This window comes from Streptomyces sp. NPDC029164, from assembly GCF_055563995.1.
This window is the reverse complement of the sequence record NZ_JBVHWW010000029.1, coordinates 64,151-80,387: the sequence shown is the minus strand read 5'-3', so window position 1 is coordinate 80,387 and position 16,237 is coordinate 64,151. Positions and strand designations below refer to the sequence as shown.

The window sequence follows — 16,237 nt, the reverse complement described above, 5'->3', positions numbered from 1 at the left end:
ACCAGTCGGTATGTGCGGGTGGAAGGGGCCGGACTCGTAGCGTGGCCGGATGACGCTGTCGCGACGCGGGGTGCTGGGACTGGCGGGGGCCTTGGGATCGGTGGGAACGGCGGGAGCCGTGGGAGCCGTGGGGGCCGTGGGGGCGGCGGGCGCCGCCGGGGCGGCACCGGCGGGCCGGGGCTCCGCGCCACGGGCGGCGGACCGGGTGCGGACCGGCTTCGAGCGGCTCGCCGCGGACGGGTACGCCCTGCTGGCCGGGCAGAGGGTCGGGGTGGTCACCAACCCCACCGGGATCACCGCCGACGCCCGCCACCTGGTCGACGTCCTGCACGCGGACGCACGGGTGGATTTGGTCGCCGTGTTCGGGCCCGAGCACGGGTTCCGCGGCACGGCGCAGGCCGGCGACTCGGAGGGGGCCTCCCGGGATGCGGCGACCGGGCTGCCTGTGTACGACACGTACGACAAGAGCGGGCAGCGGCTCGCGGACGTGTTCACGGCGGCCGCGATCGACACCGTCGTCTTCGACATCCAGGACGTCGGGGCTCGCTTCTACACCTACATCTGGACCCTCTACGACTGCATGCGCGCGGCCTCGCTCGCCGGCAAGGCGGTGGTGGTGCTGGACCGGCCGAATCCGGTGGGCGGCCGCCGGGCGGCGGGGCCCGTACTGGAGCGGCCGTACGCGAGCTTCGTGGGCCGGGAGCCGATCGCGCTCGCGCACGGGATGACGGCGGCCGAACTGGCCCTGCTCTTCAACGGCGAGTTCCTGGCCGACCGTCCGGTGCGGCTGCGGACGGTGGCGATGTCCGGGTGGCGGCGGCAGTCGTTCTTCGGGGAGACCGGGCTGCCCTGGGTGCCGCCGAGCCCGAACATGCCGACCCCGGACACGGCCCTCGCGTACGCCGGCACCTGCCTGTTCGAGGGGACGAACCTGTCCGAGGGGCGCGGGACGACCACGCCCTTCGAAGTGGTGGGCGCGGAGGGGATCGACCGGCGGTGGGCGGAGGCGGCGAACGCGCTGGGTCTGCCCGGAGTGTGGTTCCGGGAGGCGTACTTCACGCCGGCCTTCTCCAAGCACGTGGGGAAGGTGTGCGGCGGGGTCCGGCTGATCGTCCACGACCGGGAGGCCTTCGACCCGGTACGGGCCGGGATCGGGCTGCTGGTCACCGCCCGGCGGTCGTGGAGCGGCTTCGGCTGGCGGACGGACCACTGGATCGACCGGCTGACCGGCTCGGACCGGGTGCGGACCATGGTGGACGCGGGGGCCGGGGTGGAGGAGATCGTGGGCGACTGGGCGGCGGGACTGGCGCGGTTCACGGCGACGCGCGGGGAATACCTCCTCTACGAGTGAGCCGAGCGCGCCGGGGGGCTGGCCGGGCGGGCGTGTCAGCAGGATGCTGACAGCACCGGAGGCACGGCGTGGAGGGGGACGTCATGGCGGACATCGGTGGCGGGTTCGGAATCGGGGCCGGAGCGGTGGCCGGGACCGCGGCCGCGATCTCGGCGGGGAACCGGCCCGGGGTCACGGTCGGGATCGGCGTCGGGCCGTACGCGGAGCTGACCTTCGACTCCGAAGGGGACGTGGACCGGGCCACGCAGGGCGCGGTGGCCCGGATGGAGGCCACGGACGTGCTGGTCTTCGCCCACGGCTGGAACAGTGACCGGTCCACCGCGACCCGGCTCTACGACCGGTTCTTCGCCCCCTTCCCGGGGCTGGTGGGGTCGGGGGTACGGCTGGGGTACGTGGGCGTCGTATGGCCCTCGATGCGGTTCTCCGACGAGCCGATCCCCGACTTCGACACACCCGGCGCCCTCGCGGAACCCGGCTTCGGCACGGCACTGGACCCCCTCACCCGCCGGGCGCTCGGGGAGTTCTGGCCGGGACGGGAGGCGGAGCTGGACCGGGTGGCGGAGCTGCTGGAGGAGCGGCCGGAGTCGGCGGCCGCGTTCATCGAGTTCGGTGCGCTCGTACGGGAGCTGGCGGGGGTGGACGCGGTGCCCGCGGCGGCGGCTCCGGCGGTTCCCGCCCTCTTCACGGACGACGTACTGGAGGTGTGCCGGGCCCTCTCCCGCGCCCTGGCCGCGGCGGGCGCGCCGGCCGACGGCGCCGGTGACCCGAGCCTCGCGGTCGGCGGCGCCCTGCGCGGTCTGTGGGGCGGGGCGAAGGAGCTGCTTCGACAGGCGACGTACTACAAGATGAAGAAGCGGGCGGGCGTGGTCGGCGAGCGCGGTCTCGGCCCGGTGCTGGCACAACTGGCGGGCGACCGCCCGGCCCTGCGGTTCCACCTGATCGGACACAGCTTCGGGGCGCGGGTGGTGTCCTTCGCGCTGCGCGCGGTCCCGGACGGCGCCCGGTACGTGAAGTCCGTGACCCTGCTCCAGGGGGCCTTCTCCCACTACGCGTTCGCCGACCGGCTGCCGCACGACAGGAGCACCGGTGGCGCCCTGCGCGGCCTCCAGCGCAGGGTCGACGGGCCGGTGGTGGCCTGCCACTCCCCGCACGACTCGGCCCTCGGGCTCTTCTATCCGCTGGCCTCCCGGATGGCAGGGGATTCGGCCGGAGTGCTGGGCTTCGACGAACGGTGGGGCGCCATCGGGCACGACGGGGTGCAGGCGGTGCCGGGCGCGCCGCGGCTGAGCCTCGCCGGCGCCCTGCGCGAGGGGGTGCCGGCGGCCGGTTGCGTCAGTGTGGACGCGGGCTCCGTGGTCCGCCGCGGCGGTGCCCCCTCGGGGGCGCACAGCGACATCTGCCACGAGGAACTGGCCCGGGTGGTGGTGACCGCGGGGCGCATGGGGCGCTGAGTTCCGGCCATGTGCCACCCGCACGCCTCGACCGCCCCCGCATGCGCCCGGCCCGGGCAGGGCATGTTGGGCACATCGGCGGAGGTGATGGTGTGATGGCGGGATTCCGGAGTCTGGCCTACCAGGTGCGCGACGCGCGCAATGACCGGGCTTTGCGGCGCCATTCGCTGCGCCGTTGCCTGGAGCGGTTCGCCCCGTACGGGCACCGGGCCACGTGGTGGCACCTGTGCGACCGCCACGGAATCGCCCCCGAGGACCGGGGGGCGGATCCGCTGCGGCTGGTCGCCGCACTGGAGGAGCTGGAGGACGCGCGGGCGGTCTGGCTGGAGTACGAGCGCCAGTTCGCGGAGCGGCGCCGGCGGGAGAAGCACGACGGGCTGCGCCGGCCGGAGTGGGCGTGGGGCGGGAGCGGGGACGCGGTGGTGCGGTGCGCGGATCCGGGCGTGCGGCCGGAGGGGGCGCTGGGCGAGGTGCTGCGGCGGCTGGTCCGGGCACTGGAGTCGGAGCCCGGGACGGCGTGCCCGGTCTGCGGGGACACCGAACTGCGGTGGCCGGCGGTGGCACCGATGGGGCCGTGGGAGGGCGCCTGGGCCTGGGACGGGCCGGTGTGCGCGGGCTGCGGGATCGTGGTGCCCAGACCGGCGCTGGCGGAGACGCCCCATGCGGGGGCGGCCTGATGCCGTTGCTGCTGGCTTCGGTGAACGGCGCGCGGAACGCCGCGGACGGGCCGGCCGTGCCGATGTCGCCCGCGGATCTGGCGGAGTCGGCGCTGGCGGCGGTCGCCGCCGGGGCCGGGGAGGTGCTGGTGCACCCACGGACGCCGTGCGGGCGGGAGAACCTCTCGCCGCGGGTGGTGGGGCCGGTGCTGGCGGCGATGCGGGGCGCGGGGGTCCCCGTACCGCTGTCGGTGCCGGCGGGCATCGGGGCCGAGCCCGATCCGGCGGGGCGGCTGGAGCGGGTGCGTTCGTGGACGGTGCTGCCGGACCGGGCGGTGGTGCGCTTCGGGGAGCCGGGGGCCGGGGAACTGGCACGGACGCTGCTGGCGCGGGGGATTTCGGTGGACGCCGTGGTCCCGGTGGGCGGACCGGCCGGCCCGGAGCCGATGGCACGGTTCCTGGCCTGGCCGGTGCGCGAGCCGGGGCGGGTCCGACTCGCGGTCGAGCTCGCGGCGGCCGATCCGGCGCTGGTGGCCGGGCTGCGCGGGCTGCCTCCGGTGGCGGTGCTGGTGTACGGACGGGAGGCGGCCGCGTGGCCGGTGCTGCGGCTGGCCGCGCGGTGCGGAACGGGGGCGCGCACCGGCGTGGGCGACGTACTGCACCTGCCGGACGGGCGTCCGGCAGGGTCGAATGCCGAACTGGTGGCGGCGGCCCGGGAACTGATACCGCGGAGCCCGGCCGCCGCGGGGACTACAGCCGCGAACCGGTGAGGCGTTCACCGAAGACGTCGTCGGGGTTGGACAGGGCGCAGGTCTTCATCGAGAGACAGCCGCAGCCGATGCAGTCCGTGAGGTGGTCGCGCAGCCGGCCGAGCCGCATGATCCGCTCGTCGAGCTCGGTGCGCCAGGCCTCGGAGAGGCGGGCCCAGTCCTCGCGGGTGGGGGTGCGTTCCTCGGGGAGCTGGGCCAGGGCGTCGCGGATGCTGGCCAGCGGGATGCCCACGCGCTGCGCGGCGCGCACGAAGGCGACGCGGCGCAGCGCGTCACGGGTGTAGCGGCGCTGGTTGCCGGAGGTGCGACGGCTGCTGATCAGGCCCTTGGCCTCGTAGAAGTGGAGTGCGGAGACGGCCGCGCCGCTACGGGCGGACAGCTGGCCGACGGTGAGCTCGTGGACTTTCTCGGGAATCTGCGGCACCCGGCCGAGGGTAGTCGGAGCTCCGTTGACATACACATGCGGTCCCAGCATGCTGAGCAAGCGCTTATTCGTCAGGGGCCGGTCCGTCACTCGTCCGCCGGCCGGCCGCCAGTCGTCCGTGAGTTTCCGCGCATTGTCCGCGAGTTGTCCGCGAAAGGCAGGAACAGGGCATGTCCGAGCCGAGGGTCTTCACGTCCGCCGAGGAACTGCGCGCCGGGATCGGCGCGCCACTCGGTCCCAGCGAGTGGCTGGAGGTGGACCAGAAGCGGATCGACCTCTTCGCGGACGCCACGGGCGATCACCAGTGGATCCACGTGGACCCGGAGCGGGCAGCGGGCGGACCCTTCGGTTCCACCATCGCGCACGGCTATCTGACGCTGTCCCTGCTGCCCGTCCTCGTGCCGCGGATCATGCGGGTCGAGGGCATGAAGATGGGTCTCAACTACGGGACGAACAAGGTGCGTTTCCCCGCGCCGGTGCCGGTCGGCTCGCGGCTGCGCGCCACGGCCGCGATCACGGAGGTCACGGAGGCGGGCGGGGGCGTGCAGGTCACGGCCACGGTGACGGTCGAACGCGAGGGCGGCGACAAGCCGGTGTGCGTGGCGGAGTCGGTGTCCCGCTACTACTTCTGACGGGCTGCCTCTGACCTGCTTCGGGCGGACCGCTTCGGACGGACTACGTCCGAGGGCGCGGCCGTGCGGCCACCATGCGCAGCACGAGGTCGGCGTAGAGCCCGCCGACCTCGTCGGGCGTGCGCTGCCCGGCCACGTTGAACCAGCGGGCCACGTCGATGCACAGCGAGAGCACCGCGAGGGTGGTGCCCGGCACGTCCGGGACGTCGAACTCCCCTGCCGCGACCCCGTCGGCGAGGATCCGGCGGACGGCGGCGTCGCTCTCCCGGCGCAGTGCCACGATTTCGGAGCGGTGCTCCGGAGCGAGAGCGTCGAGCTCGTACTGGACCACGCGTGCGGTGGTGTGGTGCGCCGCGTGCCACCGTACGAAGGACCGGACGGCGGCGTCGAGCCGCTCGGCGGCGCAGCCGGGACCCTCGGCCGCGGTGGTCAGGATCTCCAGCGCCTTGTCGTGGCCGATCCGGCTGATCCGGTGGAGCAGCTCTTCCTTGGTCTTGTAGTGGATGTAGAGCGCGGCCGGGCTCATGCCGGCCCGGCCGGCGATGTCACGTGTGGTGGTGGCGTGGTACCCGCGCTCGGCGAAGGCCTCGACGGCGGCGACGAGCAGCCGCCGTGCGGCGTCGGGGGTGACCTCGGACCACGGCCGGTAACCGCCGACCGTCTCCTCCGCGCTGTCCATCGCTCGCTCACCTCTTCACCGTGTGGAAGTGAACACCCTACCGGAGGGTGAGCAAGCGCTTAGTGCGGGCGGGCGCTCGGTGGCCGACTACTTCGGCGCGAAGGGGTCGTACTCGGCCATGATCTTCTCCATCCTGGCCTGATCCACCCTGCTGACGATCTGCGTGACCTCCTGGCGGTCGCGGATCACCTTGGCGAGGGTGAAGGCCGAGGTGGTGAGGTACAGGACCGCGATGCCGAGGAAGGCGCGGACCCAGCCGTTCGCGTCCAGGTTGTAGATCCCCACGGACACGGCGCCGATGGCGATACCGAAGGAGGCGACGGCCTGGCCGTAGTACGCCCCCGTGCTCTGCTGCTTGACCGGTGTCTCGTTCATGGCTCGAGCATCGGGCCCGGCGGGAGCGGGCACATCCGCACGCGTACTCATGCCGGTACTCAGCCGGCTCGGCCGGCTCGGCCGGCCGGGGCTCAGAAGGCGGAAACCCCGGTGCGGGCACGGCCGATGAGCAGCTTCTGGATCTGGCTGGTGCCCTCGTAGAGGGTCATGACGCGGGCGTCGCGCAGCAGCTTGCCCGCCGGGTACTCGTCGATGTAGCCGTAGCCTCCGTGCACTTGGAGGGCGTTGCTCGCGGCGCGCACGGCGGCCTCGGAGGCGAAGAGCTTGGCGGTGGAGGACTCGGTGGCGAAGGGCTGCCCGCGGTCGATGAGGTCGGCGACCCGCCAGGTCAGCAGCCGGGCCGCGTCCACGTCGACCGAGATGTCGGCGATCAGCTCCTGCACCAGCTGGTGGTGGGCGATCGGCTTGCCGAACTGCTCGCGCTCGGCGGCGTACGAGACGGCCGCGTCCAGCGCCGCCTGCGCGATGCCGACGCAGCCGGCGGCGACCGACATCCGGCCCTTGGCGAGGGCGGACATGGCGACCGAGAAGCCCTTGCCCTCGGGGCCGAGCATCGCGGAGGCGGGGACGCGGACGCCGTCGAGGGCGAGTTCGGCGGTGGCCTGTCCGCGCAGGCCCAGCTTGCCGTGGATCTCGCGGCGGGTCAGGCCCGGGGTGTCGGTGGGGACGAGGAAGGCGGATATCCCCCGGTGGCCGGGCTCGTCTCCGGTGCGGGCGAAGAGGAGGACCACGTCGGCCCAGGTTCCGTTGGTGATGAACATCTTGCTGCCGCTGATGACGTACGCGTCCGCCTCGCGCACGGCGCGGGTGGTGAGGGCGCCCGCGTCGGAGCCGGTGCCGGGCTCGGTCAGACCGAAGCAGCCGAGCGCGTCGCCGGAGCAGAGGCGGGGCAGCCACTCCTGCTTCTGCTCCCCGGTCCCCCAGGCGGCGATCGTCTTGGCGACCAGGCCGAGGGAGACGGAGACGATCCCGCGCACGGCGGAGTCGCCGCGTCCGAGCTCCTCGGTGACGAGGACGTAGGCGAGGTGGTCGCCGCCGGAGCCGCCGTACTCCTCGGGGACGGTCAGGCCGAGGAAGCCGAGCGCGCCGAGCTTCTTCACGATGGCCCGGTCCACGCTCTCGGCGCGGTCCCACGCGGCGGCGTACGGGACGACCTCGCGCTCGGTGAACTCGCGGGCGAGCCGGCGTACGGCGCTCTGCTCCTCGCTCAGCTCCAGGTTCACCGGGCACCTCCGGGCGTCTCGTCCGGGGCATTTAACTAGCACCGGTAGTTTATGGCGGCCGGGCCCTACTATGTGGCGCATGGCCAGACCGCGCAAGCCCCTCCTCAGCCGCGACCGCATCGTCGAGGCGGCCGGCGCGCTGGTGGACACGGAGGGGCTGGAGGCGGTGTCCACGCGGCGGCTGGCGGCCGCGCTCGGCGTCAGCGGGCCCTCGCTCTACAACCACTTCCGCACCAAGGACGAGATCCTGGACGCGGTGGCGGACTCGGTGAGCGCGCGGGTCGACTTGTCGATGTTCGACGGCGGCCGGGACTGGCGGGCCTCCCTGCACGCGTGGGCGCACTCGTATCGCGACGCCCTGGCCGACCATCCGAACATCGTGCCGGTGCTGGCCCGCGGGCCGGGCCGCCGCCCGGCCGGACTGCGGCTGGCGGACGCGGTGTTCGGCGCGATGACGGCGGCCGGCTGGCCGCCGGCGCAGGCGACCCGGATCGGCGCGCTGATGCGGTACTTCATCCTGGGCTCGGCCGTGGGCTCCTTCGCCCGGGGTTTCGTGGACGACCGCGCCGCGTACGACCCTGCGGACTACCCCCACCTGGGCCAGGCCCACCTGCTGGCCGAGCGGCAGCGCGAGGTGGACGAGGGCGCCTTCGAGACGGGCCTGGCGGCGCTGCTGGACGGCCTGGCCCTCCAGTACGAGGCGTTGAAGGAGACCGCGTGACGCACGGGGACACCGACTTGATCACCGCGGCGCGGGCCGGCGACGCGGCGCGCGTACGGGCCCTGCTGCGGGAGGGTCCCGACCTGGAGGCCCTCGGCACGGACGGCCTGACGGCGCTGGACATCGCCGCGGCCCGTGGCACGTACCCGGTGGTCGATGTCCTGCGCAGCCACGGGGCACGGCTCGACCGCCAGGGCCCCGACGGTCGGACCCCGCTGCTGCGCGCGGTCGATGCCGGGGCCTGCGCGGTCGTCTCACTGCTCCTTTCCTCCTCGGTGCCGACCTGGCCGACGGGCCCCGATGGGCGCACCGCCCTGGAACTGGCCCGGCACTGGCACGAGACGGGCGCCGAGAACGAACTGCGCCGCCGGACGGGGGCCACGGGACCGGCGGAGCTCAGCCGCGTCCCGGACGACGAGTACTCCTTCACCGGCGTGCTGCGGCTGGCCGGCACCGACGCGCGGGTGCGCACCGGGCACACGGCGATCCTGTGCGCGCTGGAGGCGGCCCACGGGATACGGACCCCCTTCGCGGAACTCCTCGCACGCGCCGAGGCGGAGGCCGACCTCGACGGCGTGACGCGCTGGGCGGCCGTGTACGCGCTGTACCGCCGGGCCGACCGCGAGACCTGGCGGGAGGCGGCGGCCCTGCGCGGCCATCCGCACTCCTCCGTACGGCACTTCGGAGCCGAGGTGGCGCGCTGCATGGCCCTCTTCGACGAGTGCGACGAGGCCGGTCCCTGTGTGGACGGGCCCGCCTGCCTGCGGGACTTGACGTGGGACCTCTTCCTCCCGTGGGCGGCCGACGAACCGTCGCCCGAGGTGCTCGCCGTGCTGCTCGTCGGTCTCTCGGACTGCCACCCCCCAGGGTCGGGCGCAGCCGTCGCCGACGCCCTGCTCCCCCACGCACGCCATCCGTCCGCTGCGGTCCGGCGGGCGGTCGCCGGGGCGTTCATCGGCTGCGCGGGCGAGGAGCGGGTACGCCCGGCGCTGCTCGACTTCCTCCGGGACGCCGACGCCGTGGTGCGCGGCCAGGGGTGCCGCGCGGTGGCGGAGCGCGGGGACCGTTCCGCCGACCTCCGCAAGGCGCTGCTGCCGCTGCTGGGCGATCCGTCGGCCGAGATCCAGGCCGAGGCGGTACGGGCGCTCGTGCTGCTCGACGATCCGCGCGGCGAGGAGGTGCTGGACTGGGTCAGCTCCGGGTACCAGGAGGACTGGCCCGGGTACTGGTCGCTGGACGAGGCGCACCGGTACCTGCGGCGGCGGCGAGAGGCGGCGTCCGGCGCGGCCCCGCCGGGCGGCGCGGCCGACTGAGATCGGCCGCACCGGTTGGGCGCGGGGCCGGCGGGGCCGGCGGCGGCGGGGCCGGCGGCGGGGCTAGAAGACGACCAGGGAGCGGCCGCCCTTGCCCGCCAGCATGGCGTCGAAGGCGGCCGGGATGCCGTCGAGGGTGATGCGGTCGGTGACCAGGGCGCCGAGGTCGAGGCGGCCGGCGCGGACGTGTTCGGCGATCACCGGGAGGTCGCGGGCGGGGTCGCTGTTGCCGTAGACGCAGCCCGTGAGGGTGCGGGCGAAGTGGAAGATCTCCAGCGCGTGGAAGGTGACCTGCTGCTCCTTGCCGCCGATGCCGACGACCGTGGTGCGGCCGCCGCGGCGGGTGGACTCCCAGGCTCCGCGGATGGTCTCGGCCCGGCCGACGCACTCGACGGCGACGTCCGCGCCCTGCCCGCCGGTGAGCGCGCGGATTTCCTTGGCGGTGGTGTCCGAGGCGAGCACGAACGCGGTGGCCCCGGCCGCGCGGGCCAGTTCCTCCTTGGCCGGCGACACGTCGACGGCGATGACCGGGCCCGCCTGCGCGATCCGGGCGGCCTGGAGGGCGGCCAGGCCGACCCCGCCGACACCGAAGACGGCCACCGACTCGCCCGGCCGGACCTGGGCACTGTGGTGGACGGCCCCGTAGCCGGTGAGGACGGCACAGCCGAGCAGGGCGGCCTCGGCCAGCGGGATCCCGGCGGGCGCGGGCAGCACGCAGTTGGCCGCGACGACGGTCTCCTCGGCGAAGGCGGCCACGTTCAGCCCGGGGTGCAGCTCGGTGCCTTGCGCGTCGTGCGCGTGGACGGCCCCGACCCCGCTGAGCGCCTTGGCGCAGAGCCAGACCTCACCGATGGTGCAGTGGTGGCACTCCCCGCAGGACGGGGCCCAGTTGAGCACCACGCCGTCGCCGGGCGCGACGTGCGTGACGCCCTCGCCTACGGCGAGGACCGTGCCCGCGCCCTCGTGACCGAGGACGGCGGGCACGGGGACCCGCATGGTGCCGTTGGTGAGGGAGAGGTCGGAGTGGCAGACCCCGGCTGCGGCGAGCCGTACGCGGACCTGCCCGGGACCGGGATCGGGCAGCACGATCTCCCGTATCTCCAGCGGGGCTCCGACGGCGGGCAGGATGGCGGCGCGGACCATGGTCGTCGTCTCGTCTTTCCGGTGCTGGGGAGGGTGGAGGGGCTGGGAACTCCGCGGCGTCGCGGGATCAGAACTGCAGGGACTTCGTCTGGAGGTACTCCGCCAGGCCGTGCGGGCCCAACTCCCGGCCGACGCCCGACTGCTTGTAGCCGCCGAAGGGCGCGAGGATGTTGTAGCGGCCGCCGTTGATGTCCACCTGCCCGGTGTCCATGCGGCGGGCGAAGGCCGCGGCCGTCTCCTCGTCCGCGGCCCAGACGGCGCCGCCGAGGCCGTAGACGGTGCCGTTGGCGATGCGCAGGGCCTCCTCCTCGTCCTCGTAGGCGAGGATCGACAGCACGGGGCCGAAGATCTCCTCCTGGGCGATGGTCATGTCGGGCGTGACATCGGCGAACACGGTGGGGGCCACGAAGTATCCCTGCTCATGGGGCGCGTCGGGCCCGCCCGCGACGAGGCGCGCGCCTTCCTCCACGCCCTTGGCGATGAAGCCGCGGACGCGTTCGTGCTGCTTCGCGTTGACGACGGGGCCGATGCGGGTGCCGGCCTCGCGGGGGTCGCCGGTGGGGTATTCGGCGACGGCGGCGGCCGCGAGCGAGACCGCCTCCTCGTACTGGTCCCGGTGGACGAGCATCCGGGTGAGCGCGTTGCAGCTCTGGCCGGTGTTGTTCATGACGTGGCCGACGCCTGCCGCGACGGCCGTGGCCAGGTCGGCCCCGGGCAGGATGACATTGGCCGATTTGCCGCCGAGTTCGAGGGCGACGCGCTTGACGGCGGCGCCGGCCGTGGCGCCGATCTTCCTGCCGACGGCGGTCGAGCCGGTGAAGGAGACGAAGTCGACTCCCTCGTGCGCGGCCAGCGCCTGCCCGGCGACCGGACCGGTACCGGTCACCAGGTTGAAGACTCCGGCCGGGATCCCCGCGTCGTGCACGGCCTCGGCGAAGAGCTGTGCGGTCAGCGGGGTGTCCTCGGCCGGCTTGAGGACGAGGGTGCAGCCGGCGGCGAGAGCGGGCGCCACCTTTGCAACGACTTGGTACAGGGGATAGTTCCAGGGCGTGATGGCCCCGACCACACCGACCGGCTCCAGCAGGACGGTGGAGTTCCCGATGCGCTCCTCGAAGGCGTACGAGGCGGCCATCTCGGCGAAGGAGGAGGTGACGGCGATGGACCCGCCGACGTGGACCGCCTTCGCGAAGGGGAGCGGGGCGCCGAGTTCGGCGGTGACGGTCTCGGTCAACTCGCCCTTGCGGGCCTGCAGTGCGTCGCGGAGCGCCCCGATCAGGGCGGCGCGCTCGGCCGGAGGCGTGGCCGCCCAGCCGGGCAGGGCCGCGCGGGCCGCGCGTACGGCCGTGTCCACGTCCTCGGCGGTACCGGCCGGGACCTCGGCGATGACCTGCCCGTCGGCCGGATTGACGACCTCGATCCGGTCGGCTCCGGCGGCGGGCCGCCACGCGCCGTCGATGTACATCCCGTCCTGGGCCTTCATGGCGTTCCTCCCGAGTACGTACGCGTCTGCGCGTGGATCCGACCTCCCCGACACCCTACAAACTAGCGTCGGTAGTTTTTCTCGGCCAGGGGTGGCCCGGGGTCAGATGATGCCGAAAAGCATCCCTGCCGCGAGGACGACGAGAGAGGTCAGAGCCGCCCATTTCACGGTGAAACGGGTGTGATCGCCGAACTCGACCTTGGCCATGCCGACGAGGACGTAGACGGCCGGAACCAGCGGGCTGGACATGTGCAGCGCCTGGCCGACCAGGGAGGCGCGGGCGATCTCCAGCGGGGAGACCCCGTGGGCGGCGCCGGCCTCGGCGAGCACGGGCAGGACGCCGAAGTAGAAGCCGTCATTGGACATGAAGTAGGTGAGCGGCAGGCTGAGCACCCCGGTGACGAGCGCCATGTGCGGGCCCATGCCCTCCGGGATGGCGCCGACGAGCCAGTCGGCCATGTGCTTGACCATGCCGGTGCCCGTGAGGACCCCGGTGAAGACGGCCGCGGCGAAGACCATGCCGGCGACGTTCAGGACGTTGTCGGCGTGGGCGGCGATCCGCGCCTTCTGGTCGGGCATGTGCGGGAAGTTGACGGTGAGCGCGAGGGCGGCGCCGAGCAGGAACAGCACCGGAATGGGCAGCAGCTCCGTGATCATCGCGGTGAGGAGGACGACGGTGAGACCGGCGTTGAACCAGTAGAGGCGCGGGCGCAGGGTGGCGCGGTTCGGGTCGAGGCCCTGGAAGCCGTCGCCCTCGCCGGGCGCGGCGGGGGACGCCGGAGCCTCCACGGACTCGGCACCGGCTCCGGATCCGGCACCGGCACCGGCACCGGAGTCCGAACCTGAGCCGGCCGCGGGGGCAGGGGCGGGGGTGCCGCCGGTGGTACGGAGGCCCGAGCCGGCCGCGACGAGGGCAGCGGACTCGTGCTCCTGCCCCTGCTCCTGCTCCTGCTCCTGCTGTGGCTTCGGCTCCACAGCCTCGCCGGGGAGGACCAGGCGGCCGACCCGGCGGCGTTCCTTCAGGCCGAGGACGTACGCCAGGACGAACACGAAGAGCAGGCCCGTCGCGAGGGCCGGGATCATCGGGACGAAGATGTCGGCGGCGTCGAGCTTGAGTGCGGTGGCGGCGCGGGCCGTGGGACCGCCCCAGGGCAGGGTGTTCATGACGCCGTTGGCCGTGGCCGCGACACCCGTCATGACCACCAGGCTCAGCCCGAGCCTCTTGTACAGCGGGTACATGGCCGAGACGGTGATCATGAAGGTGGTCGATCCGTCGCCGTCGAGCGAGACGATCGCGGCGAGGACGGCCGTACCGACCACCACCCGCATCGGGTCCGCCTTGCAGAAGCGCAGGATGCCGCGCACGATCGGGTCGAAGAGGCCGACGTCGATCATCACGCCGAAGTAGACGATGGCGAACATCAGCATGGCGGCGGTCGGCGCGAGCTTGCCGACGCCGTCGATGACGTAGTCGCCGAGGTGGGCGGCCTCGCCTGCGAACACGCAGAAGAGCGCGGGGATGAGGACGAGGGCCGCGATGGGCGACATTTTCTTCATCATGATCAGGACCAGGAAGGTCGCGATCATGGCGAAGCCGAGGAAGGTCAGCATGGGGGGAAGGTAGGTGCCGCCTCCTAGGGCCAACAAGACGTCTGCGCGTGAGCAATACGAGCAAAACCCCAGCTCAGGGCAGGGGTATGAGCTCGACGGGGAAGCCGTTGAGCACGGCCGTGCCGGACAGCCTGTCGAGCCGGGTGCCGTTGAGCAGCTGGTTGACGTTGGCTCCGGGCGCCGCGGAGGCCACCGCGAGGCGGGCGCCCGCGCGGTCGTGGCCCCAGCCGTGCGGAAGGCTCACCACGCCGGTGCGGACGGCGTCGGTGACCTCCACCGGCACCTCCAGGCTCCCGCCCTCGGCGGCGATCCGGGCCCGGCCGCCGTCGGTGAGGCCCAGCCGGCCGGCGTCCTGCGGGTGGATCTGGAGGGTGCAGCGGTTGGAACCTCCGGTGAGGGCCGGGACGTTGTGCAACCAGCTGTTGTTGGACCGCAGGTGGCGGCGGCCCACGAGCACCAGGGCGGCGGGGCGGTCGGCGAGCGCCGCGCGCAGCCTGGGGAGCTCGGCCGCGATCGGGTCCGGGAGCAGCTCGATCCTGCCGCTGCGGGTCCTCAGCACGCCCGGGAGCCGGGGCCGCAGCGGGCCCAGGTCGATGCCGTGCGGGTGCGAGAGCAGCCGCTCCAGGCTGAGCTCGCCCTCGGCCGCCGCGCCGAACCGGTCTCCGTACGGCCCGAGTCGGAGCATCAGGTCGAGCCGGCGCTCGGGGCCGCTCTCGCCGGTGAGGAGGCCGGCGAGGCGCGCCGGGTCCTGCCCGTGGAGGGGTGAGCCCGGGTCGGCGGTCTCCTTGGCCAGGGTGCTTTGGACGGCCAGTTCGTCGACGGCCTCCGGTCCGGCCGAGCCGTGCATGCCGGAGACGGCCAGGACGAGGCGCGCGTGGATCTCGCACTCGTCGAGGCGGCCGGCTTCGAGCGGGACGGCGGCGCGCGTGTAGCGCACCTGGTTGCGGACGGCGAAGCCGTTGAAGGCGAAATCGTGGTGTGCGCTCTGCGAGGGCGGCGGCGGGGGCAGGACGACGTGGGCGTGGCGTGAGGTCTCGTTCAGGTACGGGTCGACCGAGACCATGAAGTCGAGGCCGGCCAGTGCCCTGTCGAGCCGGTCACCGTCGGGTGCGGACAGGACCGGATTCGCGGCGATGGCGATCAGGGCGCGTATCTGCCCCTCCCCCGGGGTCTCGATCTCCTCGGCCAGGGCGGCGGTGGGCAGTTCGCTCTTGACCTCGGGGTGACCGCTGACCCGGCTGTGCCAGCGGCCGGTGGCGAACCCCTTGCCGGGCCCGGCGGGGCGGGGCCGCGGGCCGGCGGCCGGGAGCGGGAAGAGGGCTCCGCCCGGCCTGTCGAGGTTGCCGGTGAGGATGTTCAGCACGTCGACCAGCCAGCTGGCCGGTGTGCCGTACTCGACGGTGCAGCTGCCGATGCGCCCGTAGACGGCGGCGGTGGGCGCGGCCGCGAGCTCGCGGGCGAGGGTGCGGATCTCGTCGGCCGGGAGGTCGCAGGCGGGGGCCACGGCCTCAGGAGTGAAACTCCCGAGGGCGGCCTCGAGTTCCCCGAGCCCTTCGGTCCGTTCCCCGAGCGCGCCGGGGGCGGCGAGCTTCTCGGCGAGCAGGGTGTGCGCGAGGGCGGCGAGCAGCAGGGCGTCACTGCCGGGGCGCGGCGCGAGGTGGCGGTCGGCGAGCGCGGCGGTACGGGTACGGCGCGGGTCGACGACGACCAGGGTGCCGCCGCGGGCGCGCAGCGCCTTGAGCTTGCCGGGGAAGTCGGGGGCGGTGCACAGGGAGCCGTTGGACTCGATGGGGTTGGCGCCCAGGAGCAGCAGGAAGTCGGTCCGGTCGAGGTCGGGGACCGGGATCGCGAAGGGGTCGCCGAAGAGCAGCCCGCTGGAGACGTGCTTGGGCATCTGGTCGAGCGTGCTGGCGGTGAACAGCTTGCGGGTGCCGAGGGCCTTGAGGAGCAGCGGCGGGTAGAGGGCGCCGGCCATGGTGTGGACGTTCGGGTTGCCGAGGATGACGCCGACCGACTGGGGACCGTACTCCCGCACGAGTGCGGGGACGGCGCCGGCGATGGCGTCGTAGGCCTCCTCCCAGGTGGCTTCCCGCAGTCGGCCGTCGCGCCGGACGAGCGGGGTGCGGAGCCTGTCGGGGTCGGCGTCGAGCTGTCCGAAGGCGGCGCCCTTGGGACAGATGAAGCCCTTGCTGAACACGTCGTCGCGGTCACCGCGGGCGCCGGTGACGGAGGCGCCTTCGATGGTCAGGGTGAGGCCGCAGGTGGCTTCGCAGAGGGGGCAGATGCGCAGGGCGGTGCGGGGCATGGGCCCTCCATGGGCGGCAGGCTGCGGCACGGGCACGCGGGAACACCGAGCATACCGACCGGTAGGGAGGGAGGGGAGGGGC

The 16,237-nt window shown here is 73.8% G+C and carries 15 protein-coding genes; 7 read left to right on the top strand and 8 right to left on the bottom strand.

Features of this window, described 5'->3' with window-relative positions; all coding sequences use genetic code 11:
• Nucleotides 1–49: 49 nt before the first annotated feature.
• The 4 genes from ACZ4VT_RS26330 to ACZ4VT_RS26315 all read left to right on the top strand — a co-directional run bounded on the left by ACZ4VT_RS26330 (nt 50) and on the right by ACZ4VT_RS26315 (nt 4,228).
• A complete protein-coding gene (locus ACZ4VT_RS26330) occupies nt 50–1,351 on the top strand; it encodes an exo-beta-N-acetylmuramidase NamZ family protein (RefSeq protein ID WP_467953208.1) in 1,302 nt (433 codons plus the stop codon).
• 83 nt (nt 1,352–1,434) lie between these two features.
• A complete protein-coding gene (locus ACZ4VT_RS26325; protein WP_467953206.1) occupies nt 1,435–2,802 on the top strand; it encodes a serine-threonine protein kinase in 1,368 nt (455 codons plus the stop codon).
• Nucleotides 2,803–2,897: 95 nt separating this feature from the next.
• On the top strand, nt 2,898–3,479 hold the full coding sequence (locus ACZ4VT_RS26320; RefSeq protein ID WP_467953204.1) for a hypothetical protein: 582 nt from the start codon (nt 2,898–2,900) through the stop codon (nt 3,477–3,479).
• The gene (locus tag ACZ4VT_RS26315) at nt 3,479–4,228 is read left to right on the top strand and encodes a 3-keto-5-aminohexanoate cleavage protein (RefSeq protein WP_467953202.1); all 750 of its coding nucleotides are present in this window, start codon (nt 3,479–3,481) and stop codon (nt 4,226–4,228) included. The genes ACZ4VT_RS26320 and ACZ4VT_RS26315 overlap by 1 nt, the downstream gene beginning before the upstream one ends.
• Here the strand turns inward: ACZ4VT_RS26315 and soxR are convergent.
• The gene (soxR, locus tag ACZ4VT_RS26310) at nt 4,209–4,652 is read right to left on the bottom strand and encodes a redox-sensitive transcriptional activator SoxR (protein ID WP_351296635.1); all 444 of its coding nucleotides are present in this window, start codon (nt 4,650–4,652) and stop codon (nt 4,209–4,211) included. The two genes, ACZ4VT_RS26315 and soxR, sit on opposite strands and share 20 nt — an antisense overlap.
• Nucleotides 4,653–4,822: 170 nt before the next feature.
• Between soxR and ACZ4VT_RS26305 the strand changes: the two genes are divergently transcribed.
• The gene (locus ACZ4VT_RS26305; RefSeq protein WP_467953200.1) at nt 4,823–5,284 is read left to right on the top strand and encodes a MaoC family dehydratase; all 462 of its coding nucleotides are present in this window, start codon (nt 4,823–4,825) and stop codon (nt 5,282–5,284) included.
• Nucleotides 5,285–5,327: 43 nt separating this feature from the next.
• On the opposite strand, the gene ACZ4VT_RS26300 is transcribed toward ACZ4VT_RS26305, so the two are convergent.
• The 3 genes from ACZ4VT_RS26300 to ACZ4VT_RS26290 all read right to left on the bottom strand — a co-directional run bounded on the left by ACZ4VT_RS26300 (nt 5,328) and on the right by ACZ4VT_RS26290 (nt 7,582).
• Nucleotides 5,328–5,963, bottom strand: a complete 636-nt coding sequence (locus ACZ4VT_RS26300; protein ID WP_467953198.1) for a TetR/AcrR family transcriptional regulator — start codon at nt 5,961–5,963, stop codon at nt 5,328–5,330.
• An 87-nt stretch (nt 5,964–6,050) separates the two neighbouring features.
• The gene (locus tag ACZ4VT_RS26295; RefSeq protein WP_362806521.1) at nt 6,051–6,338 is read right to left on the bottom strand and encodes a YiaA/YiaB family inner membrane protein; all 288 of its coding nucleotides are present in this window, start codon (nt 6,336–6,338) and stop codon (nt 6,051–6,053) included.
• 92 nt (nt 6,339–6,430) lie between these two features.
• Entirely contained in the window at nt 6,431–7,582 is a 1,152-nt protein-coding gene (locus ACZ4VT_RS26290) for an acyl-CoA dehydrogenase family protein (protein ID WP_467953196.1), read from the bottom strand.
• A 79-nt stretch (nt 7,583–7,661) separates the two neighbouring features.
• Between ACZ4VT_RS26290 and ACZ4VT_RS26285 the strand changes: the two genes are divergently transcribed.
• Both ACZ4VT_RS26285 and ACZ4VT_RS26280 read left to right on the top strand, forming a co-directional pair.
• Entirely contained in the window at nt 7,662–8,303 is a 642-nt protein-coding gene (locus tag ACZ4VT_RS26285) for a TetR/AcrR family transcriptional regulator (RefSeq protein ID WP_467953194.1), read from the top strand.
• Nucleotides 8,300–9,616 (top strand): HEAT repeat domain-containing protein, encoded by a 1,317-nt coding sequence (locus ACZ4VT_RS26280; RefSeq protein WP_467953193.1) that lies wholly within the window; start codon nt 8,300–8,302, stop codon nt 9,614–9,616. Before ACZ4VT_RS26285 ends, ACZ4VT_RS26280 begins: the two co-directional genes overlap by 4 nt.
• A gap of 63 nt (nt 9,617–9,679) precedes the next feature.
• Here ACZ4VT_RS26280 and ACZ4VT_RS26275 read toward each other — a convergent pair whose 3' ends face one another.
• The 4 genes from ACZ4VT_RS26275 to ACZ4VT_RS26260 all read right to left on the bottom strand — a co-directional run bounded on the left by ACZ4VT_RS26275 (nt 9,680) and on the right by ACZ4VT_RS26260 (nt 16,155).
• On the bottom strand, nt 9,680–10,759 hold the full coding sequence (locus ACZ4VT_RS26275; RefSeq protein WP_467953191.1) for a Zn-dependent alcohol dehydrogenase: 1,080 nt from the start codon (nt 10,757–10,759) through the stop codon (nt 9,680–9,682).
• 67 nt (nt 10,760–10,826) lie between these two features.
• Nucleotides 10,827–12,239 (bottom strand): aldehyde dehydrogenase family protein, encoded by a 1,413-nt coding sequence (locus ACZ4VT_RS26270; protein ID WP_467953189.1) that lies wholly within the window; start codon nt 12,237–12,239, stop codon nt 10,827–10,829.
• Between the two features lie 102 nt (nt 12,240–12,341).
• On the bottom strand, nt 12,342–13,850 hold the full coding sequence (locus tag ACZ4VT_RS26265) for a CitMHS family transporter (RefSeq protein ID WP_467953188.1): 1,509 nt from the start codon (nt 13,848–13,850) through the stop codon (nt 12,342–12,344).
• A 73-nt stretch (nt 13,851–13,923) separates the two neighbouring features.
• Nucleotides 13,924–16,155, bottom strand: a complete 2,232-nt coding sequence (locus tag ACZ4VT_RS26260; protein WP_467953186.1) for a molybdopterin-dependent oxidoreductase — start codon at nt 16,153–16,155, stop codon at nt 13,924–13,926.
• Nucleotides 16,156–16,237 lie beyond the last annotated feature (82 nt).

Bases quoted from the DNA above. Each gene is read 5' to 3' on its own strand.
- ACZ4VT_RS26330 (WP_467953208.1), top strand. From the start codon at position 50: ATGACGCTGTCGCGACGCGGGGTGCTGGGACTGGCGGGGGCCTTGGGA.
- ACZ4VT_RS26325 (WP_467953206.1), top strand. From the start codon at position 1,435: ATGGCGGACATCGGTGGCGGGTTCGGAATCGGGGCCGGAGCGGTGGCC.
- ACZ4VT_RS26320 (WP_467953204.1), top strand. From the start codon at position 2,898: ATGGCGGGATTCCGGAGTCTGGCCTACCAGGTGCGCGACGCGCGCAAT.
- ACZ4VT_RS26315 (WP_467953202.1), top strand. From the start codon at position 3,479: ATGCCGTTGCTGCTGGCTTCGGTGAACGGCGCGCGGAACGCCGCGGAC.
- ACZ4VT_RS26305 (WP_467953200.1), top strand. From the start codon at position 4,823: ATGTCCGAGCCGAGGGTCTTCACGTCCGCCGAGGAACTGCGCGCCGGG.
- ACZ4VT_RS26300 (WP_467953198.1), bottom strand. From the start codon at position 5,963: ATGGACAGCGCGGAGGAGACGGTCGGCGGTTACCGGCCGTGGTCCGAG.
- ACZ4VT_RS26295 (WP_362806521.1), bottom strand. From the start codon at position 6,338: ATGAACGAGACACCGGTCAAGCAGCAGAGCACGGGGGCGTACTACGGC.
- ACZ4VT_RS26285 (WP_467953194.1), top strand. From the start codon at position 7,662: ATGGCCAGACCGCGCAAGCCCCTCCTCAGCCGCGACCGCATCGTCGAG.
- ACZ4VT_RS26275 (WP_467953191.1), bottom strand. From the start codon at position 10,759: ATGGTCCGCGCCGCCATCCTGCCCGCCGTCGGAGCCCCGCTGGAGATA.
- ACZ4VT_RS26270 (WP_467953189.1), bottom strand. From the start codon at position 12,239: ATGAAGGCCCAGGACGGGATGTACATCGACGGCGCGTGGCGGCCCGCC.
- ACZ4VT_RS26265 (WP_467953188.1), bottom strand. From the start codon at position 13,850: ATGCTGACCTTCCTCGGCTTCGCCATGATCGCGACCTTCCTGGTCCTG.
- ACZ4VT_RS26260 (WP_467953186.1), bottom strand. From the start codon at position 16,155: ATGCCCCGCACCGCCCTGCGCATCTGCCCCCTCTGCGAAGCCACCTGC.